This window comes from Pseudomonas sp. AOB-7 (assembly GCF_003696305.1).
GTDB lineage: Bacteria > Pseudomonadota > Gammaproteobacteria > Pseudomonadales > Pseudomonadaceae > Aquipseudomonas.
In genome coordinates this window covers 41963-61698 of record NZ_RFFK01000002.1, presented here as the reverse complement: position 1 = coordinate 61698, position 19736 = coordinate 41963, and the positions used below count along the sequence as shown (strand labels likewise).

Here is a 19736-nt window from a genome sequence, read left to right as displayed (position 1 = left end):
CCGCATCCTACTCCAGGAGTTAGCACCATGCTGCCTTCGCTGTTCATCTCCCACGGCTCCCCCATGCTCGCCCTCGAACCGGGCGCCAGCGGCCCGGCCCTGGCCCGCCTGGCGGCCGAGTTGCCGCGCCCGCGCGCCGTGCTGGTGGTCTCGGCGCACTGGGAAAGCGATCGCCTGCAACTGACCAGTGCCGAGCGCCCGCAAACCTGGCACGACTTCGGCGGCTTTCCGCCCGCCCTGTATGCCGTGCAGTACCCGGCCCCCGGCGCGCCTGCGCTGGCAGCAGAGATTGCCCAGCGCCTGAGCGATGCCGGCTTGCCCGCCGCGCTCGACCCGCAGCGCCCCTTCGATCACGGCGCCTGGGTGCCGCTGTCGTTGCTGTACCCGGCCGCCGACATCCCCGTGCTGCAACTGTCGCTACCCAGCCAGCTCGGCCCCGAGCTGCAGACCCGCGTCGGCCGCGCCCTGGCCGGTTTGCGCGCCGAGGGCGTGCTGCTGATCGGCTCCGGCAGCATCACCCACAACCTCGGTGAACTCGACTGGCGCGCCGGCCCCGAGGTCGTCACCCCCTGGGCCAGGGAGTTTCGCGACTGGATGGTGGCCCAACTCGAAGCCGACGACGAAGACGCCCTGCACCGCTACCGCCAGCTGGCGCCGCACGCGGCGCGCAACCACCCCACGGACGAGCACCTGCTGCCGCTGTTCTTCGCCCGCGGTGCCGGTGGCGCCTTCAAGCTGGAGCATGCCGGCTTCACCTATGGGGCGCTGGGCATGGATATCTACCGCTTCGGCTGAACCGGCGCGCAGGGCCTTGCCCGGGTATCGGCGCGCTCAACCCGGGCTACGCGCCTGGCAAGCCCATCGGCCCCGGACTGCATCCGGCTACAGGCCAGAAACGAAAAAGCCCCGCACTTGGCGGGGCTTTTCGTTTATCGCTGCGCGATCAATCCTCGCGGTAGCGGCGCAGCTTCAGGGCCTTGCCGGCAACGCGGGTGTCCTTGAGCTTGCCGAGCAGGCGATCCAGGCCGTCTTCCGGCAGCTCGACCAGGCTGAAGGTCTCGCGGATCTGGATGCGGCCGATGGCTTCGCGAGCCAGGCCGCCCTCGTTGAGGATGGCGCCGAGCAGGTTCTTCGCGGCGATACCGTCGCGCGTGCCCAGCGCGGTACGGCAGCGCACGCGACCTTCGGTCAGCGGCAGCGGCGCGCGACGTTCGCGGTACTCACCGCGCTCAGCGCTGCGCTCGCCATCGCGCTCACGACGCTCGCGCGGCGCACCACCGGCGCCCGGCACCAGCGGCTGCTCGCGCTCGACGCTGGCCAGATCCAGGGCCTGGCCGTTGGTCGCCTTGCGCAACAGGGCGGCGGCCAGCGCGCGCGGGCTGCAGCCGATTTCGGCGGTCAGGCGGTCGAGCAGTTCGCCATGACTGGCTTCGGCATCGGCCACCAGCGGCGCCAGGCTGCTGGTGAGCTTCTTGATCCGCGCATCCAGCACCTGCTGGGCGTTCGGCAGCTTGACTTCGCCGACCTTCTGCCCGGTGACGCGCTCGATCACCTGCAACATGCGGCGCTCGCGCGGAGTCACCAGCAGCAGCGCGCGACCGGTACGGCCGGCACGACCGGTGCGGCCGATACGGTGCACGTAGGATTCCGGGTCATAGGGCATGTCGACGTTCATCACGTGAGTGATGCGCGGCACGTCGAGGCCGCGGGCGGCCACGTCGGTGGCGATGACGATATCCAGGCGGCCGTCCTTGAGCGAGTCGATCACCCGCTCACGCTGGTTCTGGGCGATGTCACCGTTCAGCGCGGCGGCCTTGTAGCCCTTGGCTTCCAGCGCGGCGGCGAGGTCCAGGGTGGCCTGCTTGGTACGCACGAAACCGATCAGCGCATCGAACTCCTCGACTTCCAGCAGGCGCAGTACGGCGGCGTGCTTCTGGTCGGCGTGGACCATCAGGTGCGCCTGCTCGATGGCAGTCACGGTCTGGGTCTTGGAGGCGATCTTGATGTGCTGCGGGTTACGCAGGTGCTTCTCGGCAATGGCGCGGATCGAGTGCGGCAGGGTCGCGGAGAACAGCACGCTCTGGCGGCTTTCCGGCATGGCCTCGAAGATCACTTCGAGGTCGTCCATAAAGCCCAGCTTGAGCATCTCGTCAGCCTCGTCGAGCACCAGGTACTGGATGGTCGACAGCACTTTCTCGTCGCGACGCAGGTGGTCGACCAGACGGCCCGGGGTGGCCACGATGACCTGCGCGCCCTGGCGGATGGCCTTGAGCTGCGGGCCCATGGGCGCGCCGCCGTAGACGGCGACCACGTTCAGGCCGGGCATCTGCTTGGAGTAGGTTTCGAAGGCGGTGGCCACCTGCAGGGCCAGCTCGCGGGTCGGGGCGAGGATCAGCACCTGCGGCTCGCGCTTGGCCGGGTCGACCTTCGACAGCAGCGGGAGGGCGAAGGCGGCGGTCTTGCCGGTGCCGGTCTGCGCCTGGCCGATCATGTCGTGGCCGGCGAGGATCACCGGAATCGCCTGCGCCTGGATCGGCGAGGGCTCTTCGTAACCGACGGCGGTCAGAGCGGCGAGAATATTGGGGTGAAGTCCGAGCGCGGCGAAGCCGCCGATTTCCTGGGTCATGGGTCTGCCTCTAGTGCATCCGCAAAGACCCATGTTCCAAAGCTGCGCATGCCGTGTAAGACCTTGTGGGTCACCCTGGCAGCCTGGTTCGGCGGGGATTTGCGAAGACGTGATGAAAAGTGAATCGTCAAGGATAGTCCGCTGCGGGACTGGCTGCCGAAGTCGGGCTTCGGGCGAATTGCGCTACCTGAACGTGGCCAGAGAATTGGCCGGCGCGCACTATACCGGAAATTCCTGACGCGGGTGGCGGTTTTTGCAGTTTTCCCGGCCGTGCGCTGCCAAACGGTCGCCGCCATGGACAAGCGCGCGGCGGCCGGCTATATCCCTGCGACCTCCTCCACGAGCCAAGGATCATCCTCATGACCTCCTCCGACCGCGGCCGCGTCAGCCGCGAAAAACGCGGCCACATCCTGCTGCTCGGCCTCGACCGGGTGGCCAAGCGCAATGCCTTCGACCTCGACATGCTCGACGACCTGTGCCGGGCCTACGGCGAGTTCGAGCGCGACGACGAGGCGCGCGTGGCGCTGGTGTTCGCCCATGGCGAGCACTTCACCGCCGGCCTCGACCTGGCCAAGGTGGCCGCCCAGTTCGCCGCCGGCTGGCAGATTCCCGCGGGCGGCTGCGACCCCTGGGGCGTGTTCGGCGGACCGCGGGTGAGCAAGCCGGTGCTGCTCGCGGTGCAGGGCTACTGCTACACCATCGGCATCGAGCTGATGCTGGCCGCGGACATCAACCTGTGCGCCAGCAACACCCGTTTCGCCCAGATGGAGGTGCAGCGCGGCATCTTCCCCTTCGGCGGCGCCACCCTGCGCCTGCACCAGCAGGCCGGCTGGGGCAACGCCATGCGCTGGCTGCTCACCGGCGACGAGTTCGACGCTCACGAGGCCTATCGCCTGGGGCTGGTGCAGGAGGTGCTGGCCAGCGAGGAACTGCTGCCCAAAGCGTTGCGCCTGGCCGAACGCATCGCCGCGCAGGCGCCGCTGGGCGTGCGCGCCACCCTGGCCTCGGCGCGCCAGGCGGTGCGCGAGGGCGAGGCCGCGGCGGCGGCCGCGCTGCACGGCACGGTCAAGCAGCTGATGGCCAGCGAGGACGCCGCCGAGGGCGTGCGCGCCATGCTCGAACGGCGTCCGGGGAATTTTCAGGGGCGCTGAGCGGAACCAGCCGATGCATGACTGCCTGCAAGCCAGGCTTGCGTAGGGTGGATCGCGCGTCACCGATCCACCGCTTCTGGTGGCTGCAGACAGCGACATCCACCCTGCCCTGCGCCTCAGGTGGCCGGGCGCAACGCCTCGATCAAGGGCTGCAGCGAGTAGCCCAGGCGCGGCGCCAGCTCGCCGGCGCGCGCCTGCAGGCGGCCGCGATCCAGTTGCTGGTCGAGGTCGGCGGGGATCAGCAGCACCACGTTGCCCTCCTTCACCGGGCATTCCCAGTAGTGGCGGTGGTAGAGCCCGCGCAGCAGCGCGGCGCCGAGCGGCTTGCCGTCGTTGCCGGCCCACTGGTTGATGATCAGCCAGCCGCCGGGGTTGAGCTTTTCCCGGCAACGCTCGAGAAAGCGCCAGGCCAGGTGGCCGGCGCCCGGCCCCTGGTCGGTGTAGAGGTCGAGGAAGATCAGGTCGGCGGTCTCGGCGCTGCCCAGCAGCTCGGTGGCGTCGCCGATGCGGATGGTCAGCCGCGGGTCGTCGTCCAGGCCGAGAAACTCCATGGCCAGACGCGGCACGTCGGGGCGTAGCTCGATGGCCTCGACATCCTCCAAGGGTAGAAACCTGAGGCAGGCCTGGGTCAGGTTGCCGGCGCCCAGACCGAGAAACAGCGCGGTCTCCGGCGCATCGTGGCACAACGCGCCGAGCAGCATGGCGCGGGTGTAGTCGTACTCCAGCCAGCTCGGGTCGCCGGCGAACACGCAGCTCTGCTCGATGGCCTCGCCGAACTCGAGGAAGCGGTAGGCGCCGATCTGCACCACGCGGATCACCCCGAAGGCGTCGCGCACCTCGGCCAGCAGCACCTCGTCCTGCATCTGCAACTCGTCGCTCGGCGGCAATCCCGGCATGGCTCTCCCTCCAGCAGTGACATCCCGCACCAGAAGCGACGGGGCAAAGGCGCCGATTGTCATTGAAGCGGCCGCCCCCGGTCACGCGATAATTCCAGCACTTGCGCTGCTCACTCATAACAATAACGAGGTTCGCCATGTACGCCATCATCGGCGCCGGTCCCATGGGCCTGTGCACGGCCCGGCAATTGAAGAAGCACGGCATCGACTTCGTCGGTTTCGAGCTGCACAGCGATGTCGGCGGCCTGTGGGACATCGACAACCCGCACAGCACCATGTACCACTCGGCCCACCTGATTTCCTCCAAGGGCACCACCGAGTTCAGCGAATTCCCCATGCGCGCCGAGGTGGCGCCCTACCCGCACCACAGCGAGATGCGCCGCTATTTCCGCGACTACGCGCGGCAGTTCGGCCTGTACCCGCACTACCAGTTCGACACCCGGGTGGTGCAGCTGCAGCGCCTGGACCAAGGCTGGCAGCTGATCAGCGAGCGCCATGGCGAGCGCCGCGAATGGCGCTTCGACGGCGTGCTGATCGCCAATGGCACCCTGCATACGCCGAACCTGGCGGCGCTGCCGGGCGAGTTCAGCGGCGAGCTGCTGCATTCTTGCGCCTACAAGAGCGCCGAGCTCTTCACCGGCAAGCGCGTGCTGGTGGTCGGCTGCGGCAATTCGGCCTGCGACATCGCGGTGGATGCCGTGCACCGCGCCGCCTCGGTGGACCTGTCGGTGCGCCGCGGCTACTACTTCCTGCCCAAGTTCATTCTCGGCAAGCCCACCGACACCTTCGGCGGCGCGATCAGGCTGCCGCGCCGGCTCAAGCAGCTGGTCGACGGCCTGCTGGTGCGCGCCCTGGTCGGCAAGCCGTCGCAGTACGGCCTGCCGGATCCGGACTACCGCCTGTACGAGTCGCACCCGGTGATGAACTCGCTGGTGCTGCACCACCTCGGCCACGGCGATATCCGCGCCCGCGGCGATATCGTCGCGGTGGACGGCCACAGCGTGCACTTCGCCAACGGCGAACAGGGCGAGTACGACCTGATCCTGATGGCCACCGGCTACAAGCTCGACTATCCCTTTATCGAACGCGGCGAGCTGAACTGGCCGCAGGGCGCCGGCGCGCCGCAGCTGTACCTCAACGTCTTCCACCCCGAACGGGACGACCTGTTCATGCTCGGCATGGTCGAGGCCTCCGGTCTCGGCTGGCAGGGCCGCGACGAGCAAGCCGAGCTGGTGGCCCTGTACATCCGCCAGCTGCAGGCCGGCAGTCCGGCGGCCGAGGCCTTGCGCCGGCTCAAGCGCGAACGCGCCGGGCAGCGCCTGGACGGCGGCTACCGGTACCTGGACCTGGAGCGCATGGCCTACTACGTGCACAAGGACAGCTATCGTCAGCGCATCGCCACCCATAGCGCGGCGCTGCGCCGCGAGCTGGCCGCCGGCGCCATGCCGGCCGCCCAGGGAGCCTGAACGTGGAAGCCGTCACTATCGCCTTCGACCCCAGCAACCTGGTACTGATCAACCTGATCGTCGCCCTGATGATGTTCGGCGTGTCGCTCGACCTGCGCGCCGAGGACTTCCGCCGCATCGCCCGAGCGCCCAAGGCGCCGCTGATCGGCCTGCTGGCGCAGTTCGTGCTGCTGCCGGCGCTGACCTGCCTGGCCTGCTGGGCGCTGCGCATCCAGCCGGAACTGGCCCTGGGCATGGCGCTGATCGCCGCCTGCCCCGGCGGCAGCTTCTCCAACATCATGACCTGGATGGCGCGCGGCAGCGTCGCCGTGTCGGTAAGCATGACCGCGGTGTCCAGCCTCGCCGCCAGCCTGCTGACGCCGCTGAACTTCGCCCTGTACGCCTGGCTCAACCCGTACACCCGACCGCTGCTGACGCAGATCGCCCTCGACCCGCTCGGCCTGCTCCTGCTGGTGCTGCTGGTGCTGGGTCTGCCATTGGTGGCCGGCATGTGGGTCGGCCGGCGCTTTCCGCAGCTGACCCTCAAGGTGGAAAAACCGCTGCGCCTGTTCGCCCTGCTGGTGATGCTCGGTTTCGTCGCCCTGGCCTTCAGCCGCAACCTCGAGCAGTTCACCACGCACTTCCACCTGTTCTTCTGGCTGGTGGTGGCGCACAACGCCCTGGCCCTGAGCATCGGCTACCTCAGCGCGCGGCTGAGCGGTCTGGCGGTCGCCGAACGTCGCGCCATCACCCTGGAGGTGGGCATCCAGAACTCGGCGCTGGGCCTGGTGATCATCTTCACCTTCTTCCCCCAGGCCGGCGGCATGCTGCTGATCGCCGCCTTCTGGGGCTGCTGGCACCTGGTCTCGGGCCTGGCCCTGGCCTGGTTCTGGTCGCGCCGCCCGCCGCCGCCACTCACAGCCCCGCTGATCGCTCTCGGAGAAAAATGATGCGAGTCGTCCTGATCACCGGCGCCGCCAGCGGCCTCGGCTGGCAACTGGCGCGCGCCTGCCACGCCCGCGGCGACGCCCTGCTGCTCACCGATATCGACGCGAGCGGCCTGGCCGCGCGCGTCGGGGAGCTGGGCCAAGCGCGCGTGCTCGGCGTGGCCGGCGATATCACCGATCCGGCGCTGCACCAGCAGCTGCTGGCGACTTGCCGCACGCACTTCGGCCGCCTCGACGTGCTGCTCAACAACGCCGGCATCACCCACCGCTCGCCCACCGTGCACACCGCCCCGGCGGTGCTGCGCAAGGTCATGGCGGTGGACTACCATGCGCCGCTGGAGCTGACCCTCGCCGCCCTGCCGCTGCTGCGCCAGAGCCGCGGCCAGGTCGTCGCCATCGGCTCCATGGCCGGTTGGATGCCGGTGCTCGGCCGCGCCGGCTACTGCGCGGCGAAAAGCGCCCTGGGCCAGGCCTTCGAGGTGCTGCGTGCGGAGATCGGCCGCGACGGCATCGGCCTGCTGATGGTCTACCCGAGCTTTCTCGACACCCCCATCGAGCGCAACGCCCTGGGCGGCGACGGCCAGCCGGCCGGCCATGCGCGCTCGACCGTAGGCCGCATTCGCGGCGCCGACTGGATGGCCGGGGAAATCCTCGAGGCCCTGGAGCAGCGCCGCGAGCGCCTGTTTCCGGATCGCGGCAGCTGGCTGGCCAGCCTGCTCTGGCGCGTCGCCCCGGCCCTCTACTACCGGCAGATGAGCCGGCGCTTCGCCGGGGAGCTGGGTTGATGGCCTTCGCCCCCTACGCCCTCGGCGCCTTTATCCTGCTGGCCTACACCCTGGAGGCGGTCACCGGTTTCGGCAGCATAGTGATCGCCCTGTCGCTGGGTGCATTGCTGCTGCCCATCGACCAGCTGCTGCCGGTGCTGGTGCCGCTGAACATCGGCATGACCGGCTACCTGGTGTGGCGCCACCGCGCGCAGATCGACCGCCCGCTGCTGCTCGGCACCATACTGCCGGGCATGCTCGCCGGCACCCTGCTCGGCTACTGGCTGCTGCCCTATCTCGACGCGGCGCTGCTCAAGCGCGGCTTCGGCCTGCTGATCCTGTGGTTCGCCGGGCGCGAGCTGTGGCGCCTGCGCCATGCCGCAGCGCTACCGCTGCGCCCGGCCTGGCTGACCCGCGCTATTACCCTCGGCGCCGGCCTCAGCCACGGCCTGTTCGCCTCCGGCGGGCCGCTGCTGGTCTACGGCCTGGCCGGCACGACGCTGGACAAGGCACGCTTTCGCGCCACCCTGGTGACGGTCTGGTTCAGCCTCAACAGCCTGCTGACCGCCGCCTTCCTGCTCGACGGCCGCCTGCAGCCGGCCCTGCCCCAGGTGCTCGCCTACGCCCCGCTGCTGCTGCTCGGCCTGTGGCTGGGCGAACGCCTGCACCGGCGCTTCGACGAGCGCCATTTCCGCCTCGCCATCTACTGCCTGCTGCTGGTCACCGGCGTTCTGCTGCTGGCCCCCTGGAGCCTCGCATGAGTTTCGACATCGTCATCAACAACGGCCTGTACTTCGACGGTAGCGGCGCACCCGGCGCGCTGCGCCATATCGGCATCAAGCACGGCCGCATCGACACCCTCAGCCTCAGCCCGCTGGATGAGCGCGGCGCCGAGGTGATCGACGCCGCCGGCAAGTGGGTCACCCCGGGCTTTCTGGAAATCCACTCGCACTACGACGCCGAAGTGATCGCCGCGCCGGCGCTCAAGGAGTCGGTGCGCCACGGCGTGACCAGCGTGACCATCGGCTCCTGCTCGATCAGCATGGTGCTGGCCGACGCCGAGGACTGCTCGGACCTGTTCACCCGCGTCGAGGCGGTGCCGCGCGAATACGTGCTGCCGATCCTCCAGGAGAAGAAGAGCTGGCGCGACGCCGCCGGCTACCGCGCCTTCTACGACCAGCATGCACTGGGCCCGAACGTCAGCTCCTTTCTCGGCCACTCCGAACTGCGCGTAGCGGTAATGGGCCTCACGCGCGCCACCAGCAAGGTGGCGCCGAGCGAGGCCGAGCTGCAGCGCATGGAGCAGTTGCTGGAGGAGGCGCTGGACGCCGGCTGCATCGGCCTGTCGGTGATGACCACGCGCCTGGACAAGATGGACGGCGAGCGCGCCTGGTCCAGCCCGCTGCCCTCGACTTTCGCCAACTGGAAGGAGTTCTCGCGCCTGTTCGCCGTGCTGCGCCGCCGCGGCGCGGTGCTGCAGGGCGCGCCGAACGCGGTGACCAAGGTCAATGTGTTCGCCTTCCTCTGGCAGGCCCACGGCTGGTTCAGACAGCCGCTCAAGTGCACCATGCTCACGGCGCTGGACCTCAAGTCGCAGCCGCTGCTGCACCGCTTCACCCGCCTCTCCGGCTGGCTGGCCAACCGCGTGCTGCGCGGCCACTTCCGCTGGCAGACCCTGCCCGCGCCCTTCACCCTGCGCCTGGAAGGGCTCAACGTGAACGCCTTCGAGGAGTTCGGCGCCGGCGAGATCCTGCGCAACATCAAGGACCCGGACGAGCTCTACGCCAAGGTCAAGGAACCGGCGTTCCGCGCCCTGTTCAAGCAGCAGGTCAAGGCGGTGCTGACCAAGGGCCTGTGGCACCGCGACTTCTCCGACTGCTGGGTGACCGAGTGCCCGGATGCCAGCCTGGTCGGCCAGAACTTCAGGCAGCTCGGCGAGGCTCGCGGCCTGGACGCGGTGGACGCCTACTTCGAGCTGGCCTGCCAGTACCGTGAAGCGCTGAAGTGGAGCACCTGCTACGGCAACGATCGCGAGCCGATCATGCGCAAGCTGCTGGCCAGCCCCTGGACCCACCCCGGCTTCGCCGATTCCGGCGCGCACTTGCGTTCCATCGCCCAGTACAACTTCCCGCTGCGCTTTCTCAAGTATGTGCGCGATGCGCAGTTGGCCGGCACGCCCTTCATGGAACTGGGCCAGGCGGTGCGCCGCTGCAGCGGCGAGCTGGCCGACTTCATCGGCGTGGACGCCGGCTATATCCGCGTCGGCGACCGCGCCGACCTGGTGATCATCAACCCCGAGGGGCTCACCGAGGAGCTGGACGCCATCGCCGAGGCGCCGATGGAAGTGCTCGGCCTGACGCGGGTGGTCAAGCGCAACGATGCGGCGGTGGAGGCCACCCTGATCAACGGCCGCATCGCCTACCGCCGCGGCCTGGAATACCCCGAGGAGCTGGGCAAGACGCAGGATTACGGGCGCTTCCTGCCGAGCCGCGAGGTGCTGCCGCGCCGCCAGCCGGCGGCGGACCTGCAGCCGACCACCGCCTAGGCTGCGCGCGCACCGCACCCGGCCCTCGGTGCGCACGGCCTGGCGGGCCCACACACCCTACGGCCAGCAGGCTTATCGGTTACCATGCAGGTCTGTCCGATTAGCCGATAGAGACGCCGCATGTCGCACGCCTGGAGCCCCGCAAGCTGGAGAGCCAAACCCATCCAGCAGCAACCCGAATACCCCGATGCCGCCCACCTCGCCCGGGTCGAGCAGACCCTGGCCGGCTACCCGCCGCTGGTGTTCGCCGGTGAGGCCCGCGAGCTGCGCCGGCAGTTCGCCGAGGTCACCCAGGGCCGCGCCTTCCTCCTGCAGGGCGGCGACTGCGCCGAGAGCTTCGCCGAGTTTTCCGCGGCGAAGATTCGCGACACCTTCAAGGTGCTGCTGCAGATGGCCATCGTCATGACCTTCGCCGCCGGCTGCCCGGTGGTGAAAGTCGGGCGCATGGCCGGCCAGTTCGCCAAGCCGCGCTCGTCCGGCAGCGAGACCATCGACGGCGTCACCCTGCCGGCCTACCGCGGCGATATCGTCAACGCCATCGAGTTCGACGCCGCCAGCCGCGTGCCGGATCCGGAGCGCCTGCTGCAGGCCTACCACCAGGCTACCGCCAGCCTCAACCTGCTGCGCGCCTTCGCCCAGGGCGGCTTCGCCGACCTGCACCAGGTGCACCAGTGGAACCTGGACTTCATCGCCAACTCGGCCCTCTCCGAGAAGTACCACCAGTTGGCCAACCGCATCGACGAGACCCTGGCCTTCATGCGCGCGGTCGGCATGGACAGCGCGCCGCAGCTGCGCGAAGCCAGCTTCTTCACCGCCCACGAGGCGCTGCTGCTGAACTACGAGCAGGCCTTCGTGCGCCAGGACAGCCTCACCGGGCGCTGGTACGACTGTTCGGCGCACATGCTGTGGATCGGCGACCGCACCCGCCAGCTGGACGGTGCCCACGTCGAGTTCATGCGCGGCATCGAGAACCCCATCGGGGTCAAGGTCGGCCCGAGCATGGACCCGGACGAGCTGATCCGCCTGATCGACGTGCTCAACCCGGACAACGACCCGGGCCGCCTCAACCTGATCGTGCGCATGGGCGCCGACAAGGTCGAGCAGCACTTCCCGCGCCTGCTGCGCAAGGTGCAGGGCGAAGGCCGCCAGGTGCTGTGGAGCTCCGACCCGATGCACGGCAACACCATCAAGGCCTCGAGCGGCTACAAGACCCGCGACTTCGCGCAGATCCTCGCCGAGGTCAAACAGTTCTTCGCCGTGCACCAGGCCGAAGGCAGCCACGCCGGCGGCATCCATATCGAGATGACCGGGCAGAACGTCACCGAATGCATCGGCGGCGCCCGCCCGGTCACCGAGGACAGCCTGTCGGACCGTTATCACACCCACTGCGACCCACGGATGAACGCCGACCAGTCGCTGGAACTGGCCTTTATGATCGCCGAGACGCTGAAGCAGGTGCGCCGCTAGGAGACGCCAGCGCCCTAGCCCGGCGGCAATCCGGGCTAGGTTTCGAGCAAGGCCCCGCGCAAGCGCTGCGCCGGCTGCGAGCGGCAGTGCAGCGCCACCCCGTCCAGCCCCAGCCACTGCGCCAGCGCTCGCAGCGCGCCGGCCAGCGCCGGCAGCGCGTCCTCGCTCGGCCACGCCGCCTCCAGATGCACGGCATGCACCGCCAGACGACCCTGCGCCCGTTCGCTGCGCAGGTCGACACGTGCCAGCAGGCGCTCCTGGTACAGGAACGGCAGCACGTAGTAGCCGTGCACGCGCTTGTGCGCCGGGGTGTAGAGTTCCAGGCGATAACGAAAGCCGAACAGGCGCTCGGTGCGCTCGCGGGCCCAGATCAGCGAGTCGAACGGCGACAGCAGCGCGCTGGCCTCGATCCTGCGCGGGATGCTCGGCTCGCCGAGGCAGTAGCCCGGCGCCTTCCAGCCCTCGACGCGCAGCGGCCGCAGTGCGCCGGCCTCGACCAGCTCGGCCAGGCGCGCCTTGCAGTCGGCGGCGTCGAGCCGGTAGTAGTCGCGCAGATCCTGTTCCGTGGCCAGTCCCAGCGCCGCGGCCGAGCGCAACAGCAGGTGGCGCTGCGCCTCGGCCTCGTCCGGCTCCGCCTGCGCGAGGATGGCGGCGGGAATCACCCGCTCGGGCAGGTCGTACAGGCGCTCGAAACCGCGGCGTCCGGCCACCGTCACTTCGCCTGCGGCGAACAGCCATTCCAGCGCGTGCTTCTCCTCGCTCCAGTCCCACCAGGGGCCGGCGCGCTGCTGGCGGCTCGACAGGCTGCCGGCGCCCAGCGCGCCCTGCTCGCGCACCGCCTGCAGCACCCGGGCGATCACCTCGCCGCGTTGTGCGCCGAATTCCGCCAATTGCCGGTAGATGCCGCGTCCCTGCGCCGCGCGGCGCATGCGCCAGCGCAGCAGGGGATGGATCTCCAGCGGCAACAGCGAGGCCTCGTGGCCCCAGTACTCGAACAGCGCGCGCTGACGCGGCTTGCCCCAGGCCAACTGGTCGAGCAGCTCGGGCGCGTAGTGGCCGAGACGGGAAAAGGCCGGCAGGTAGTGCGAGCGCACCAGCGCGTTGACCGAATCGAGCTGCAGCACGCCGAGGCGCTCGACCTGGCTCAGCAACTGATGCCGGCCGACGGCGCCGCGCGGGGCACGACCGAAGCCCTGGGCAGCCAGTACCAGGCGCCGGGCTTCGGCGAGGGAAAGTGAATCGGGCATGGGGCCGTCCCTGGAGTGGCGGTGCGCCCAGACTAGTCGCGCGCCAGCTCCAGTGGCAACGACGGCTGCGCGTCGGGCGCCAGGAAGCGCTGGCGAAAGCTGAAGGCCGCAGGCGTCGGCCCCTCGCGGCGCAGGCGCTGCAGACGTTCGGCCGCCTCCTCGAGGCTCGGCCGCTGTCCGGCCGCCACCCACCAGAGCACCAGATGCGCCTGCGCCACCGGCTCGAACCATTCGCGGCGGCGCTTGAGCATCTCGGTGTGGGCCGATTTGTAGACGTAGTCGCTCAGGCTCTCGACGTCGCGCCAGAGCGACAGATTGACCAGCACGTCCTCACCGAACGGGCTCAACGCGGTGGCGTCGCCCCCCTCGTCCGCGAGGCGCCAGACGAAGCCCGGCGAGGCCTCGGCCAGGGCGTTGATGCGCTGCAGATTGGCGACGAAATCGGCCAGCGGCGGCGAATCCAGCGGCGCCGCCAGGTTGGCGATGTTCAGCTGGGCCAGGTGGTAACCGGGCATGGGCACTCCTTGTCTATCCATTACATGATGCGGTTATTGGGCTGCGCTGCCGAGCCGGCGAGCCCCACAGCGCCACGGCCTCAGAACCGCTTCAAAGTCTGCTGTGCGTCGGCACTGCTGCGTTAAAAACAGGCTCGGGCTGCTCATTTACAGCTCGTAAACTCCGCGCCCTCGCCTGTTTTTGCCTTGCATTGCTCTAGCTCGCGAGCCTTTGAACAGGCTCTCAGCGCTTGAGCGGATCGTCCCAGAACGGCCGCTCGCTCTCCTGCAGCGCATCGGCGCGGCTCAGGCCGATGTCCTTGAGCGCGGCATCGTCGAGCATGCCCAGACGGCGGCGCTGCTCGGCCAGCTGCCACCAGCGGCGCAACTGACGCGCCATCGACAGCAAGCGGGCGCCCAGGCGCGGAGCGGCGAAGTGCAGCGGCTGAGCGACGGCATAACCTTTTTGACCTTTCATCTCTTTGCCCTCCCTGTGGGGTTGGCGCCAGTCTCGCGCCGGGCTTAAGATCAATCCAACGAATGTTTCTTATGCACTGCATCTGGGAGATTGATGGATGGCCCTGTACCCAAGCATCGACAGCGAACTGCTGCGTACCTTCGTCGCCATCGTCGACCAGGGCGGCTTCACCCGCGCCGCCGAGGCGGTCAACCGCACCCAATCGGCGGTGAGCATGCAGATGAAGCGCCTCGAGGAAGACGTGATGCAGCGCCCGCTGTTCCAGCGCGACGGCCGCCAGGTCAGCCTGACCGCCGAGGGCCAGCTGCTGCTCGGTTACGCCCGACGCATCCTCAAGCTGCACGGCGAGCTGCTGACCACCCTGCGCGAGCCGCACATGGTCGGCACCGTGCGCATCGGCACGCCGGACGACTACGTGATGCGCTTCATGCCCGGCATCCTCTCGCGCTTCGCCCAGGCCTACCCCATGGTGCAGGTCGAGCTGCACTGCGAACCCTCGTTCCAGCTGCTGCAGCGCCAGGATCTGGACCTGACCATCGTCACTCGCGAACCGGGCAAGGAAATCGGCCAGTTGCTGCGCCAGGAGCGCATCGTCTGGGCCGAGGCCCAGGGCTTCAGCCCGCACGAACAGGAGCCGCTGCCGCTGGCGATGTTCAACTCGCAATGCTTCTGCCGCTCCTGGGCGTGCAATGCGCTGGACGCCATGGAGCGCGAGTACCGCATCGCCTACACCAGCCCCAGCCTGTCGGCGATCATGGCGGTGGTCAGCGCCGGCTTGGCGATCACCGCGCAGCTGCAGAGCCTGATCACCCCGGACATGCGCATCATCGGCGAGGCCGAGGGGCTGCCGGCCATGCCCTCGGCGAGCATCGTGCTGCTGCGCAACGAGGCCAGCCAGTCGCCGGTCACCGAGTGCCTGGCCGAGCATATAGTCGAGGGCTTTCGCCTGTAGCCGGAGGCAATCCAGCAGCGCCCGCCGCTGCTACTCCAGGGCCAGCAGCGCCGCACAGACCAGCAGAAAACCGCAGAACAGGCTGCGCAACAGGCGCTCCGGCAACGCGTGGGCCATGCGCACGCCCCAGCTGATGCTGAGCAGCCCGCCCACCGCCAGGGGCACGCCCATCCACCAGTTGACGTGCTGGTGCAGCGCGTAGGTCAGCAGGGTCACCCCGGTGCTGGGCAGCGCCAGCGACAGCGATAGCCCCTGGGCCACCACCTGGCTGGTGCCGAACAGGCTGGTCAGCACCGGCGTGGCCACCACCGCACCACCGACGCCGAACAGCCCGCCCATGGCGCCGGAGACTCCGCCCAGCGCGCCGAACCAGCCCCAGGGATGACGCAGCTCGGCGCTGGCCGGCGCCTGGCGCATCGACATGCGCAGCAGGTTGTAGCCGGCCAGGGCCAGCAGGAAGCCGACGAAGGCCCAGCGCATGGTGCGCGCCTCCAGCCCCACCGCGTAGAGCGAAGCCAGCCAGGCGCAGAGCAGGCTGGAGCCGCCGAGCAGCAGTGCGTGGCGCGGATCGATGCGGTTGCGCTGGTGGTAGCGCCACAGCGCCAGCATCACGTTGGGCACCACCATCACCAGGGCTGTGCCCTGGGCCAGTTGCTGATCCAGGCCGAACAGCACGCCGAGCACCGGAATGGCGATCAGCCCGCCGCCGATGCCGAACAGCCCGCCCAGGGTGCCCAGACTCAGGCCCAGCAACAGATTCAGCGATAGATCGAGCAGATTCATGGCACCTCCAGGCAATGGGCGCATGCTAATCAGGGGCGGCTGGCGCGGAAACGCATAGCCGCGCACAATGGCTGCGCTTATCACGCACAACAGAGTCGCCATGAACCCCGATGCCCTGACCGACCAGCTGCAACTCTTTCTCGACGTGCTGGAGGCCGGCAGCTTCTCCGCCGCCGCGCGCCGCCACCCGCTGACGCCCTCGGCGGTGGCGCGGCGCATCGACGCCCTGGAGCGCGGCCTCGGCAGCAGCCTGTTCAGCCGCAGCACCCACGCGGTACGCGTCACTCCGGCCGGCCTGGCCTTCGCCGAACGCGCCCGGCGCATCCTCGCCGAACTGCACCTGGCGCGCGCCGAGGCGGTGTCGCTGAGCAGCGCGCCGGAGGGGCTGATCCGCATCGACGCGCCCTCGCCCTTCGGCCGCCGCCACCTGGCCCCGGCCATCGCCGAGTTTCTCGGCGCCAACCCCGGGCTGGACGTGCAGCTGCGCCTGATCGACAGCTTCACCGACCTGCACGGCGAACACCTCGGCGAAGTGGACATAGTCGTGCGCATCGGCCCGCTGCCGGACAGTCGCCTGGTCGCCACGCCGCTGGCCTCGATGACCCGCATCCTCTGCGCCAGCCCGGACTACCTGCGCCGCCGCGGCATTCCGCGCAGCCCGCTGGAGCTGGAGCAGCACGACGGCCTCGACTGGGACAGCCTGGCGCCGCCCTACGCCTGGCGCTTCGAGGCGGACGGCAAGCTGCAGCTGTGCAAGCCCAAGCGCCTGCGCCTGACCACCAACAACGCCGAAACCCTGCTGTTCAGCGCCCTCGCCGGCCTGGGCATCGCCCACCTGCCGACCTGGCTGAGCAGCGAGCACCTGCAGCGCGGCGAACTGCTGCCGCTGTTCTGCGAGACCGGCCTGCCGCCGGCAGAGCCGGTGAGCATCTACGCCCTGCGCCTGGAACGCGAAGCCAGCCCGCGCACGCGCCTGCTGCTGAGCTTTCTCAAGCAGCGCTTCGGCTTCCCGCCGCCCTGGGACCAGGCCCTGCAGGCCGGCCTGGCGACGCCGCAGCAATAGCACGGGGAATACGTGGGAGGAGCCTTGCCGGCGGCAGAGCCCGAATCCCGGGCACAAAAAACCCGGCGCAAGGCCGGGTTTTGTCTGACGCGCAGGCTTAGGCTTGCGGCGCCTGGGTGCGGCCCTTGTAGGAACCGTCACGGGTGTCGATCTCGATCCAGTCGTCGATGCCGACGAACTCGGCGACCTTGATCTCGGTGCCGTTGCGCAGCTTGGCCGGCTTCATCACCTTGCCGGAGGTGTCGCCACGGGCGGCGTTCTCGGTGTACACCACCTGACGCACGATGGTGGTCGGCAGGTCGACGGAGATCACCTTGCCTTCGAAGAACACGGCTTCGCAGACGTCGGTCATACCTTCTTCGATGAACGGCAGGACGCTTTCCAGGTCTTCGGCGCGCAATTCGTAGGAGTTGTACTCCGGATCCATGAACACGTAGTCCTCACCGCTGATGTAGGACAGGGTCACTTCCTTGCGCTCGAGGATCACCGGCTCCATCTTGTCGTCGGCCTTGTACACGGTCTCGGTCTTGGAGCCGTTGAGCAGGTTCTTCAGCTTCATCTTGACGATGGCGCTGTTACGGCCGGACTTGGTGAACTCGGCCTTCTGGATCAGCCACGGCTGGCCGTCGATCAGGGCCACGCTGTTGGGCTTCATTTCTTGTGCGGTTTTCATACGAATATCCGAAATATGCGGGAGGTACAGAAATCTAGGCCGCGTATGATAGCCAATTTCGGTAAAACTGTTCCAGCGCCGTGGCAAGGTCCGGCCGAGCGGCCTGCTCAACGCACCAGCGCTCGGCGTGCGCCGCCAGCTCCGGCCAGACCGGCAACAGCCTGTCCCAGGCCTCGCCCATGCCCTTGCCGGCGTTCCAGGCGCGGCACAATTCGCCCAGGGCTGCGGCCGCCGCGGGCGACAGTTCGGCGCCGTACAGCGCCAGAAAAGCTTCCAGCTTGTCCCAGTGGGCGCCCTCCTCCTGCTGATAGATGTGCCAGAGCAGCGGTCGCCCGGCCCACTGCGCGCGGACGAAGGAATCCTCGCCGCGCACCGCATTGAGGTCGCAGCACCAGAGCAAGCGGTCGTAGTCGTCCTGCGCCATGAACGGCAACACCTGGATCTGCAGGCTGCCGCGCTGCCGGCGGTCGCCGGGGACCAGCCCGTCCTCGCCGAGCCAGGCCTGCAGGTCGCCGAGGATCTTGCCCTGCGGCACCAGCAGCTGACTGGCCTGGCGCTCGTCCGCCAGCGCCTGCAGCCAGTCCGCCAGCCCCGGGTTCTCGTAGGCGAACAGCGAGATCAGCCGCGCGCCGGCCTGGCGCGTCACGCCGAGACGCTGGAGAAAGACCTGCTGCGCCGCTGCATCAGCCTGGAAGGCGCGCCGCCGCGCCAGCAGATCGCCCTCGCGCAGCAGGCCGCCGGTGCCAGCGACGAAGCCGGGAAAGAAGAAGAATTTCTGCAAGCCGCCCGGCTGCGGCGACGGCAAGCCATGGCAGCCGGCCACCCAGTCCTCGGCGCTGAGGTATTCCAGGTTCAGCCACAGCCGCCGCGCCCCGCTGGCGGCCATCGCCTCTATATAGGTGGGCGGCAGGTGGCAGGCGAAGGCCTCGATCACCACCTCGGCCGGCTCCACCACGGGCCAGGGCGCACTCCAGTGACACAGCTCGACGCCGGCCAGCTGCTGGCGGGCGGCCGTGGTGCTGGCCTCGGGGCACAGGCGCGCGAAGGCGGCCAGCTCGTCCACCCACAGGCGCACCGCATGGCCGTGCTCGGCGGCCAGCTGACGCGCCAGACGCCAGGTCACCCCGATATCGCCGTAGTTATCCACCACGCTGCAGAAAATGTCCCACTTCGCCACGCATGCGCCCCTCGGAAAAAGGCCGCCAGTGTACCTCGCGAACAAGAAAAAGCCCGCCAGAGGCGGGCCAAGGGGAGCGCGGGAGCACGCGCAGGAAAACCATGGGATCAGGCCAGCAGCGCGGCGCCCTCGTCGCGCGCGGCGGTGCTCAGCAGCCACACCGCCTGGCAGGCCAGCGCGGCCTCGCGCGAGGCGAAGGGGCCGGCCTTGGGCTGGCCGTCGACCATCAGCAGCCAGCACGCCATATGGCCGTCGGACCTGAGTTCGGCGGGTACGGCGCTGCCGACCAGGGACACCACATCGATACGGGACATAACGACCTCCAACTGAATCTGCGTTGAGTCCACCTTAGGCGCCTGGCCGGCCGCGCGGAAATCAGTGCTTTCGATAGTCACCATGGTTATTGCCAATGGATCGCGGCCGGCCGCTCAGATGTCCGCTTGATAGAGAGCCAGCACGACGGGCGCATCCGCGGCCAGGGCGTAGGGGGCGCCGGCCATCAGCATGGCCAGAGTCAACGGGCTGAGTTTGAAGCACGGCTGCCTGGGCGTATCTCTCCGCAAAAGAGAAAGGACCGCCCAGCAGGTGCCACGAACGCCGGGAACCTCGACAGCGCTCCGCTGCCGCCAGCCGGAATCGCAGTTCATGATATTTACTGTTATTTGCCAGTTAAGCGTATTTACAAACCATACAAATTGCCCCGCGTCACACGCACCACTCTGGCACGCGGATAGACGGCGGAGTACCGGAAATAGAGAGACTGCGGCGCTCTGGATTTGACCGGCCTCGGGAGCGCTCGCGATGCGCAGGCCAGCACGCCCGAAGCCGCTAGCGAGCGGCGCCTGCCGAGCGCAGGCGCCGTAAAGGCTGACCAGGCGAAAACGAAAAAGCCCAGCGCAAGGCTGGGCTTTTTGAAAGTGGCGGTGAAGAAGAGATTCGAACTCTTGATACGGTTTCCCGTATACACACTTTCCAGGCGTGCTCCTTCAACCACTCGGACACTTCACCGGATCTCGACGTTTTTGCGT

General features: G+C 68.8%; 19 protein-coding genes and 1 tRNA gene. 10 read left to right on the top strand and 10 right to left on the bottom strand.

Going from position 1 to position 19736, the window contains the following annotated elements:
• Positions 1-27: 27 nt before the first annotated feature.
• Positions 28-795, top strand: coding sequence for a class III extradiol ring-cleavage dioxygenase (locus EA796_RS04705; RefSeq protein ID WP_122107728.1), 768 nt, complete (start codon positions 28-30; stop codon positions 793-795).
• A 148-nt stretch (positions 796-943) separates the two neighbouring features.
• Here the strand turns inward: EA796_RS04705 and EA796_RS04700 are convergent, their stop codons facing one another.
• Entirely contained in the window at positions 944-2659 is a 1716-nt protein-coding gene (locus tag EA796_RS04700) for a DEAD/DEAH box helicase (RefSeq protein ID WP_178082534.1), read from the bottom strand.
• Between the two features lie 326 nt (positions 2660-2985).
• On the opposite strand from EA796_RS04700, the gene EA796_RS04690 reads away from it, so the two are divergent.
• Positions 2986-3777: a crotonase/enoyl-CoA hydratase family protein gene (locus EA796_RS04690; RefSeq protein ID WP_122107726.1), complete on the top strand. Its 792-nt coding sequence runs from the start codon at positions 2986-2988 to the stop codon at positions 3775-3777.
• A 116-nt stretch (positions 3778-3893) separates the two neighbouring features.
• On the opposite strand, the gene EA796_RS04685 is transcribed toward EA796_RS04690, so the two are convergent.
• The gene (locus tag EA796_RS04685) at positions 3894-4673 is read right to left on the bottom strand and encodes a spermidine synthase (RefSeq protein WP_122107725.1); all 780 of its coding nucleotides are present in this window, start codon (positions 4671-4673) and stop codon (positions 3894-3896) included.
• A 137-nt stretch (positions 4674-4810) separates the two neighbouring features.
• Here EA796_RS04685 and EA796_RS04680 point away from each other — a divergent pair, with 137 nt between their 5' ends.
• From EA796_RS04680 to EA796_RS04655, 6 genes are all read left to right on the top strand, one after another.
• On the top strand, positions 4811-6139 hold the full coding sequence (locus EA796_RS04680) for an NAD(P)/FAD-dependent oxidoreductase (RefSeq protein WP_122107724.1): 1329 nt from the start codon (positions 4811-4813) through the stop codon (positions 6137-6139).
• Between the two features lie 2 nt (positions 6140-6141).
• Positions 6142-7068, top strand: coding sequence for a bile acid:sodium symporter family protein (locus EA796_RS04675; RefSeq protein ID WP_178082533.1), 927 nt, complete (start codon positions 6142-6144; stop codon positions 7066-7068).
• The gene (locus EA796_RS04670) at positions 7068-7850 is read left to right on the top strand and encodes an SDR family NAD(P)-dependent oxidoreductase (protein ID WP_122107722.1); all 783 of its coding nucleotides are present in this window, start codon (positions 7068-7070) and stop codon (positions 7848-7850) included. Before EA796_RS04675 ends, EA796_RS04670 begins: the two co-directional genes overlap by 1 nt.
• Positions 7850-8590: a sulfite exporter TauE/SafE family protein gene (locus EA796_RS04665; RefSeq protein WP_122107721.1), complete on the top strand. Its 741-nt coding sequence runs from the start codon at positions 7850-7852 to the stop codon at positions 8588-8590. The genes EA796_RS04670 and EA796_RS04665 overlap by 1 nt, the downstream gene beginning before the upstream one ends.
• The gene (locus EA796_RS04660) at positions 8587-10374 is read left to right on the top strand and encodes an amidohydrolase family protein (RefSeq protein ID WP_122107720.1); all 1788 of its coding nucleotides are present in this window, start codon (positions 8587-8589) and stop codon (positions 10372-10374) included. The genes EA796_RS04665 and EA796_RS04660 overlap by 4 nt, the downstream gene beginning before the upstream one ends.
• 120 nt (positions 10375-10494) lie before the next feature.
• Positions 10495-11841 carry a class II 3-deoxy-7-phosphoheptulonate synthase gene (locus EA796_RS04655; RefSeq protein WP_122107719.1) on the top strand — a complete coding sequence of 449 codons (1347 nt, stop codon included), beginning with the start codon at positions 10495-10497 and terminating at the stop codon, positions 11839-11841.
• 35 nt (positions 11842-11876) lie between these two features.
• Here the strand turns inward: EA796_RS04655 and EA796_RS04650 are convergent, their stop codons facing one another.
• The 3 genes from EA796_RS04650 to EA796_RS04640 form a co-directional block, all read right to left on the bottom strand.
• A complete protein-coding gene (locus EA796_RS04650; protein ID WP_122107718.1) occupies positions 11877-13088 on the bottom strand; it encodes a winged helix-turn-helix domain-containing protein in 1212 nt (403 codons plus the stop codon).
• A gap of 32 nt (positions 13089-13120) precedes the next feature.
• Positions 13121-13603, bottom strand: a complete 483-nt coding sequence (locus EA796_RS04645; RefSeq protein ID WP_122107717.1) for a DUF3291 domain-containing protein — start codon at positions 13601-13603, stop codon at positions 13121-13123.
• A 223-nt stretch (positions 13604-13826) separates the two neighbouring features.
• A complete protein-coding gene (locus EA796_RS04640) occupies positions 13827-14060 on the bottom strand; it encodes a DUF1127 domain-containing protein (RefSeq protein ID WP_122107716.1) in 234 nt (77 codons plus the stop codon).
• Positions 14061-14157: 97 nt separating this feature from the next.
• Between EA796_RS04640 and EA796_RS04635 the strand changes: the two genes are divergently transcribed.
• Positions 14158-15012: a LysR substrate-binding domain-containing protein gene (locus EA796_RS04635; RefSeq protein WP_021444561.1), complete on the top strand. Its 855-nt coding sequence runs from the start codon at positions 14158-14160 to the stop codon at positions 15010-15012.
• Between the two features lie 30 nt (positions 15013-15042).
• Here the strand turns inward: EA796_RS04635 and EA796_RS04630 are convergent, their stop codons facing one another.
• Positions 15043-15795 (bottom strand): sulfite exporter TauE/SafE family protein, encoded by a 753-nt coding sequence (locus EA796_RS04630; protein WP_122107715.1) that lies wholly within the window; start codon positions 15793-15795, stop codon positions 15043-15045.
• A gap of 100 nt (positions 15796-15895) precedes the next feature.
• Here EA796_RS04630 and EA796_RS04625 point away from each other — a divergent pair, with 100 nt between their 5' ends.
• A complete protein-coding gene (locus EA796_RS04625) occupies positions 15896-16858 on the top strand; it encodes a LysR family transcriptional regulator (protein ID WP_122107714.1) in 963 nt (320 codons plus the stop codon).
• A 97-nt stretch (positions 16859-16955) separates the two neighbouring features.
• On the opposite strand, the gene efp is transcribed toward EA796_RS04625, so the two are convergent.
• The 4 genes from efp to EA796_RS04600 all read right to left on the bottom strand — a co-directional run bounded on the left by efp (position 16956) and on the right by EA796_RS04600 (position 19716).
• Positions 16956-17531 (bottom strand): elongation factor P, encoded by a 576-nt coding sequence (gene efp / locus EA796_RS04620; RefSeq protein ID WP_031303472.1) that lies wholly within the window; start codon positions 17529-17531, stop codon positions 16956-16958.
• Positions 17532-17565: 34 nt separating this feature from the next.
• The gene (earP, locus tag EA796_RS04615) at positions 17566-18708 is read right to left on the bottom strand and encodes an elongation factor P maturation arginine rhamnosyltransferase EarP (RefSeq protein WP_122107713.1); all 1143 of its coding nucleotides are present in this window, start codon (positions 18706-18708) and stop codon (positions 17566-17568) included.
• 107 nt (positions 18709-18815) lie between these two features.
• On the bottom strand, positions 18816-19022 hold the full coding sequence (locus EA796_RS04610) for a hypothetical protein (protein WP_122107712.1): 207 nt from the start codon (positions 19020-19022) through the stop codon (positions 18816-18818).
• A gap of 604 nt (positions 19023-19626) precedes the next feature.
• A tRNA-Ser gene (locus tag EA796_RS04600) sits at positions 19627-19716 on the bottom strand.
• Positions 19717-19736: the final 20 nt, after the last annotated feature.

What these genes read in the sequence shown, in the direction of transcription:
- EA796_RS04705 (WP_122107728.1), top strand. Translation starts at nt 28, where the DNA reads ATGCTGCCTTCGCTGTTCATCTCCCACGGCTCCCCCATGCTCGCCCTC.
- EA796_RS04630 (WP_122107715.1), bottom strand. Translation starts at nt 15,795, where the DNA reads ATGAATCTGCTCGATCTATCGCTGAATCTGTTGCTGGGCCTGAGTCTG.
- EA796_RS04635 (WP_021444561.1), top strand. Translation starts at nt 14,158, where the DNA reads ATGGCCCTGTACCCAAGCATCGACAGCGAACTGCTGCGTACCTTCGTC.
- EA796_RS04640 (WP_122107716.1), bottom strand. Translation starts at nt 14,060, where the DNA reads ATGAAAGGTCAAAAAGGTTATGCCGTCGCTCAGCCGCTGCACTTCGCC.
- EA796_RS04610 (WP_122107712.1), bottom strand. Translation starts at nt 19,022, where the DNA reads ATGTCCCGTATCGATGTGGTGTCCCTGGTCGGCAGCGCCGTACCCGCC.
- EA796_RS04650 (WP_122107718.1), bottom strand. Translation starts at nt 13,088, where the DNA reads ATGCCCGATTCACTTTCCCTCGCCGAAGCCCGGCGCCTGGTACTGGCT.
- EA796_RS04700 (WP_178082534.1), bottom strand. Translation starts at nt 2,659, where the DNA reads ATGGGTCTTTGCGGATGCACTAGAGGCAGACCCATGACCCAGGAAATC.
- EA796_RS04660 (WP_122107720.1), top strand. Translation starts at nt 8,587, where the DNA reads ATGAGTTTCGACATCGTCATCAACAACGGCCTGTACTTCGACGGTAGC.
- EA796_RS04645 (WP_122107717.1), bottom strand. Translation starts at nt 13,603, where the DNA reads ATGCCCGGTTACCACCTGGCCCAGCTGAACATCGCCAACCTGGCGGCG.
- EA796_RS04680 (WP_122107724.1), top strand. Translation starts at nt 4,811, where the DNA reads ATGTACGCCATCATCGGCGCCGGTCCCATGGGCCTGTGCACGGCCCGG.
- EA796_RS04685 (WP_122107725.1), bottom strand. Translation starts at nt 4,673, where the DNA reads ATGCCGGGATTGCCGCCGAGCGACGAGTTGCAGATGCAGGACGAGGTG.
- efp (WP_031303472.1), bottom strand. Translation starts at nt 17,531, where the DNA reads ATGAAAACCGCACAAGAAATGAAGCCCAACAGCGTGGCCCTGATCGAC.
- EA796_RS04665 (WP_122107721.1), top strand. Translation starts at nt 7,850, where the DNA reads ATGGCCTTCGCCCCCTACGCCCTCGGCGCCTTTATCCTGCTGGCCTAC.
- EA796_RS04625 (WP_122107714.1), top strand. Translation starts at nt 15,896, where the DNA reads ATGAACCCCGATGCCCTGACCGACCAGCTGCAACTCTTTCTCGACGTG.
- EA796_RS04670 (WP_122107722.1), top strand. Translation starts at nt 7,068, where the DNA reads ATGCGAGTCGTCCTGATCACCGGCGCCGCCAGCGGCCTCGGCTGGCAA.
- EA796_RS04690 (WP_122107726.1), top strand. Translation starts at nt 2,986, where the DNA reads ATGACCTCCTCCGACCGCGGCCGCGTCAGCCGCGAAAAACGCGGCCAC.
- EA796_RS04655 (WP_122107719.1), top strand. Translation starts at nt 10,495, where the DNA reads ATGTCGCACGCCTGGAGCCCCGCAAGCTGGAGAGCCAAACCCATCCAG.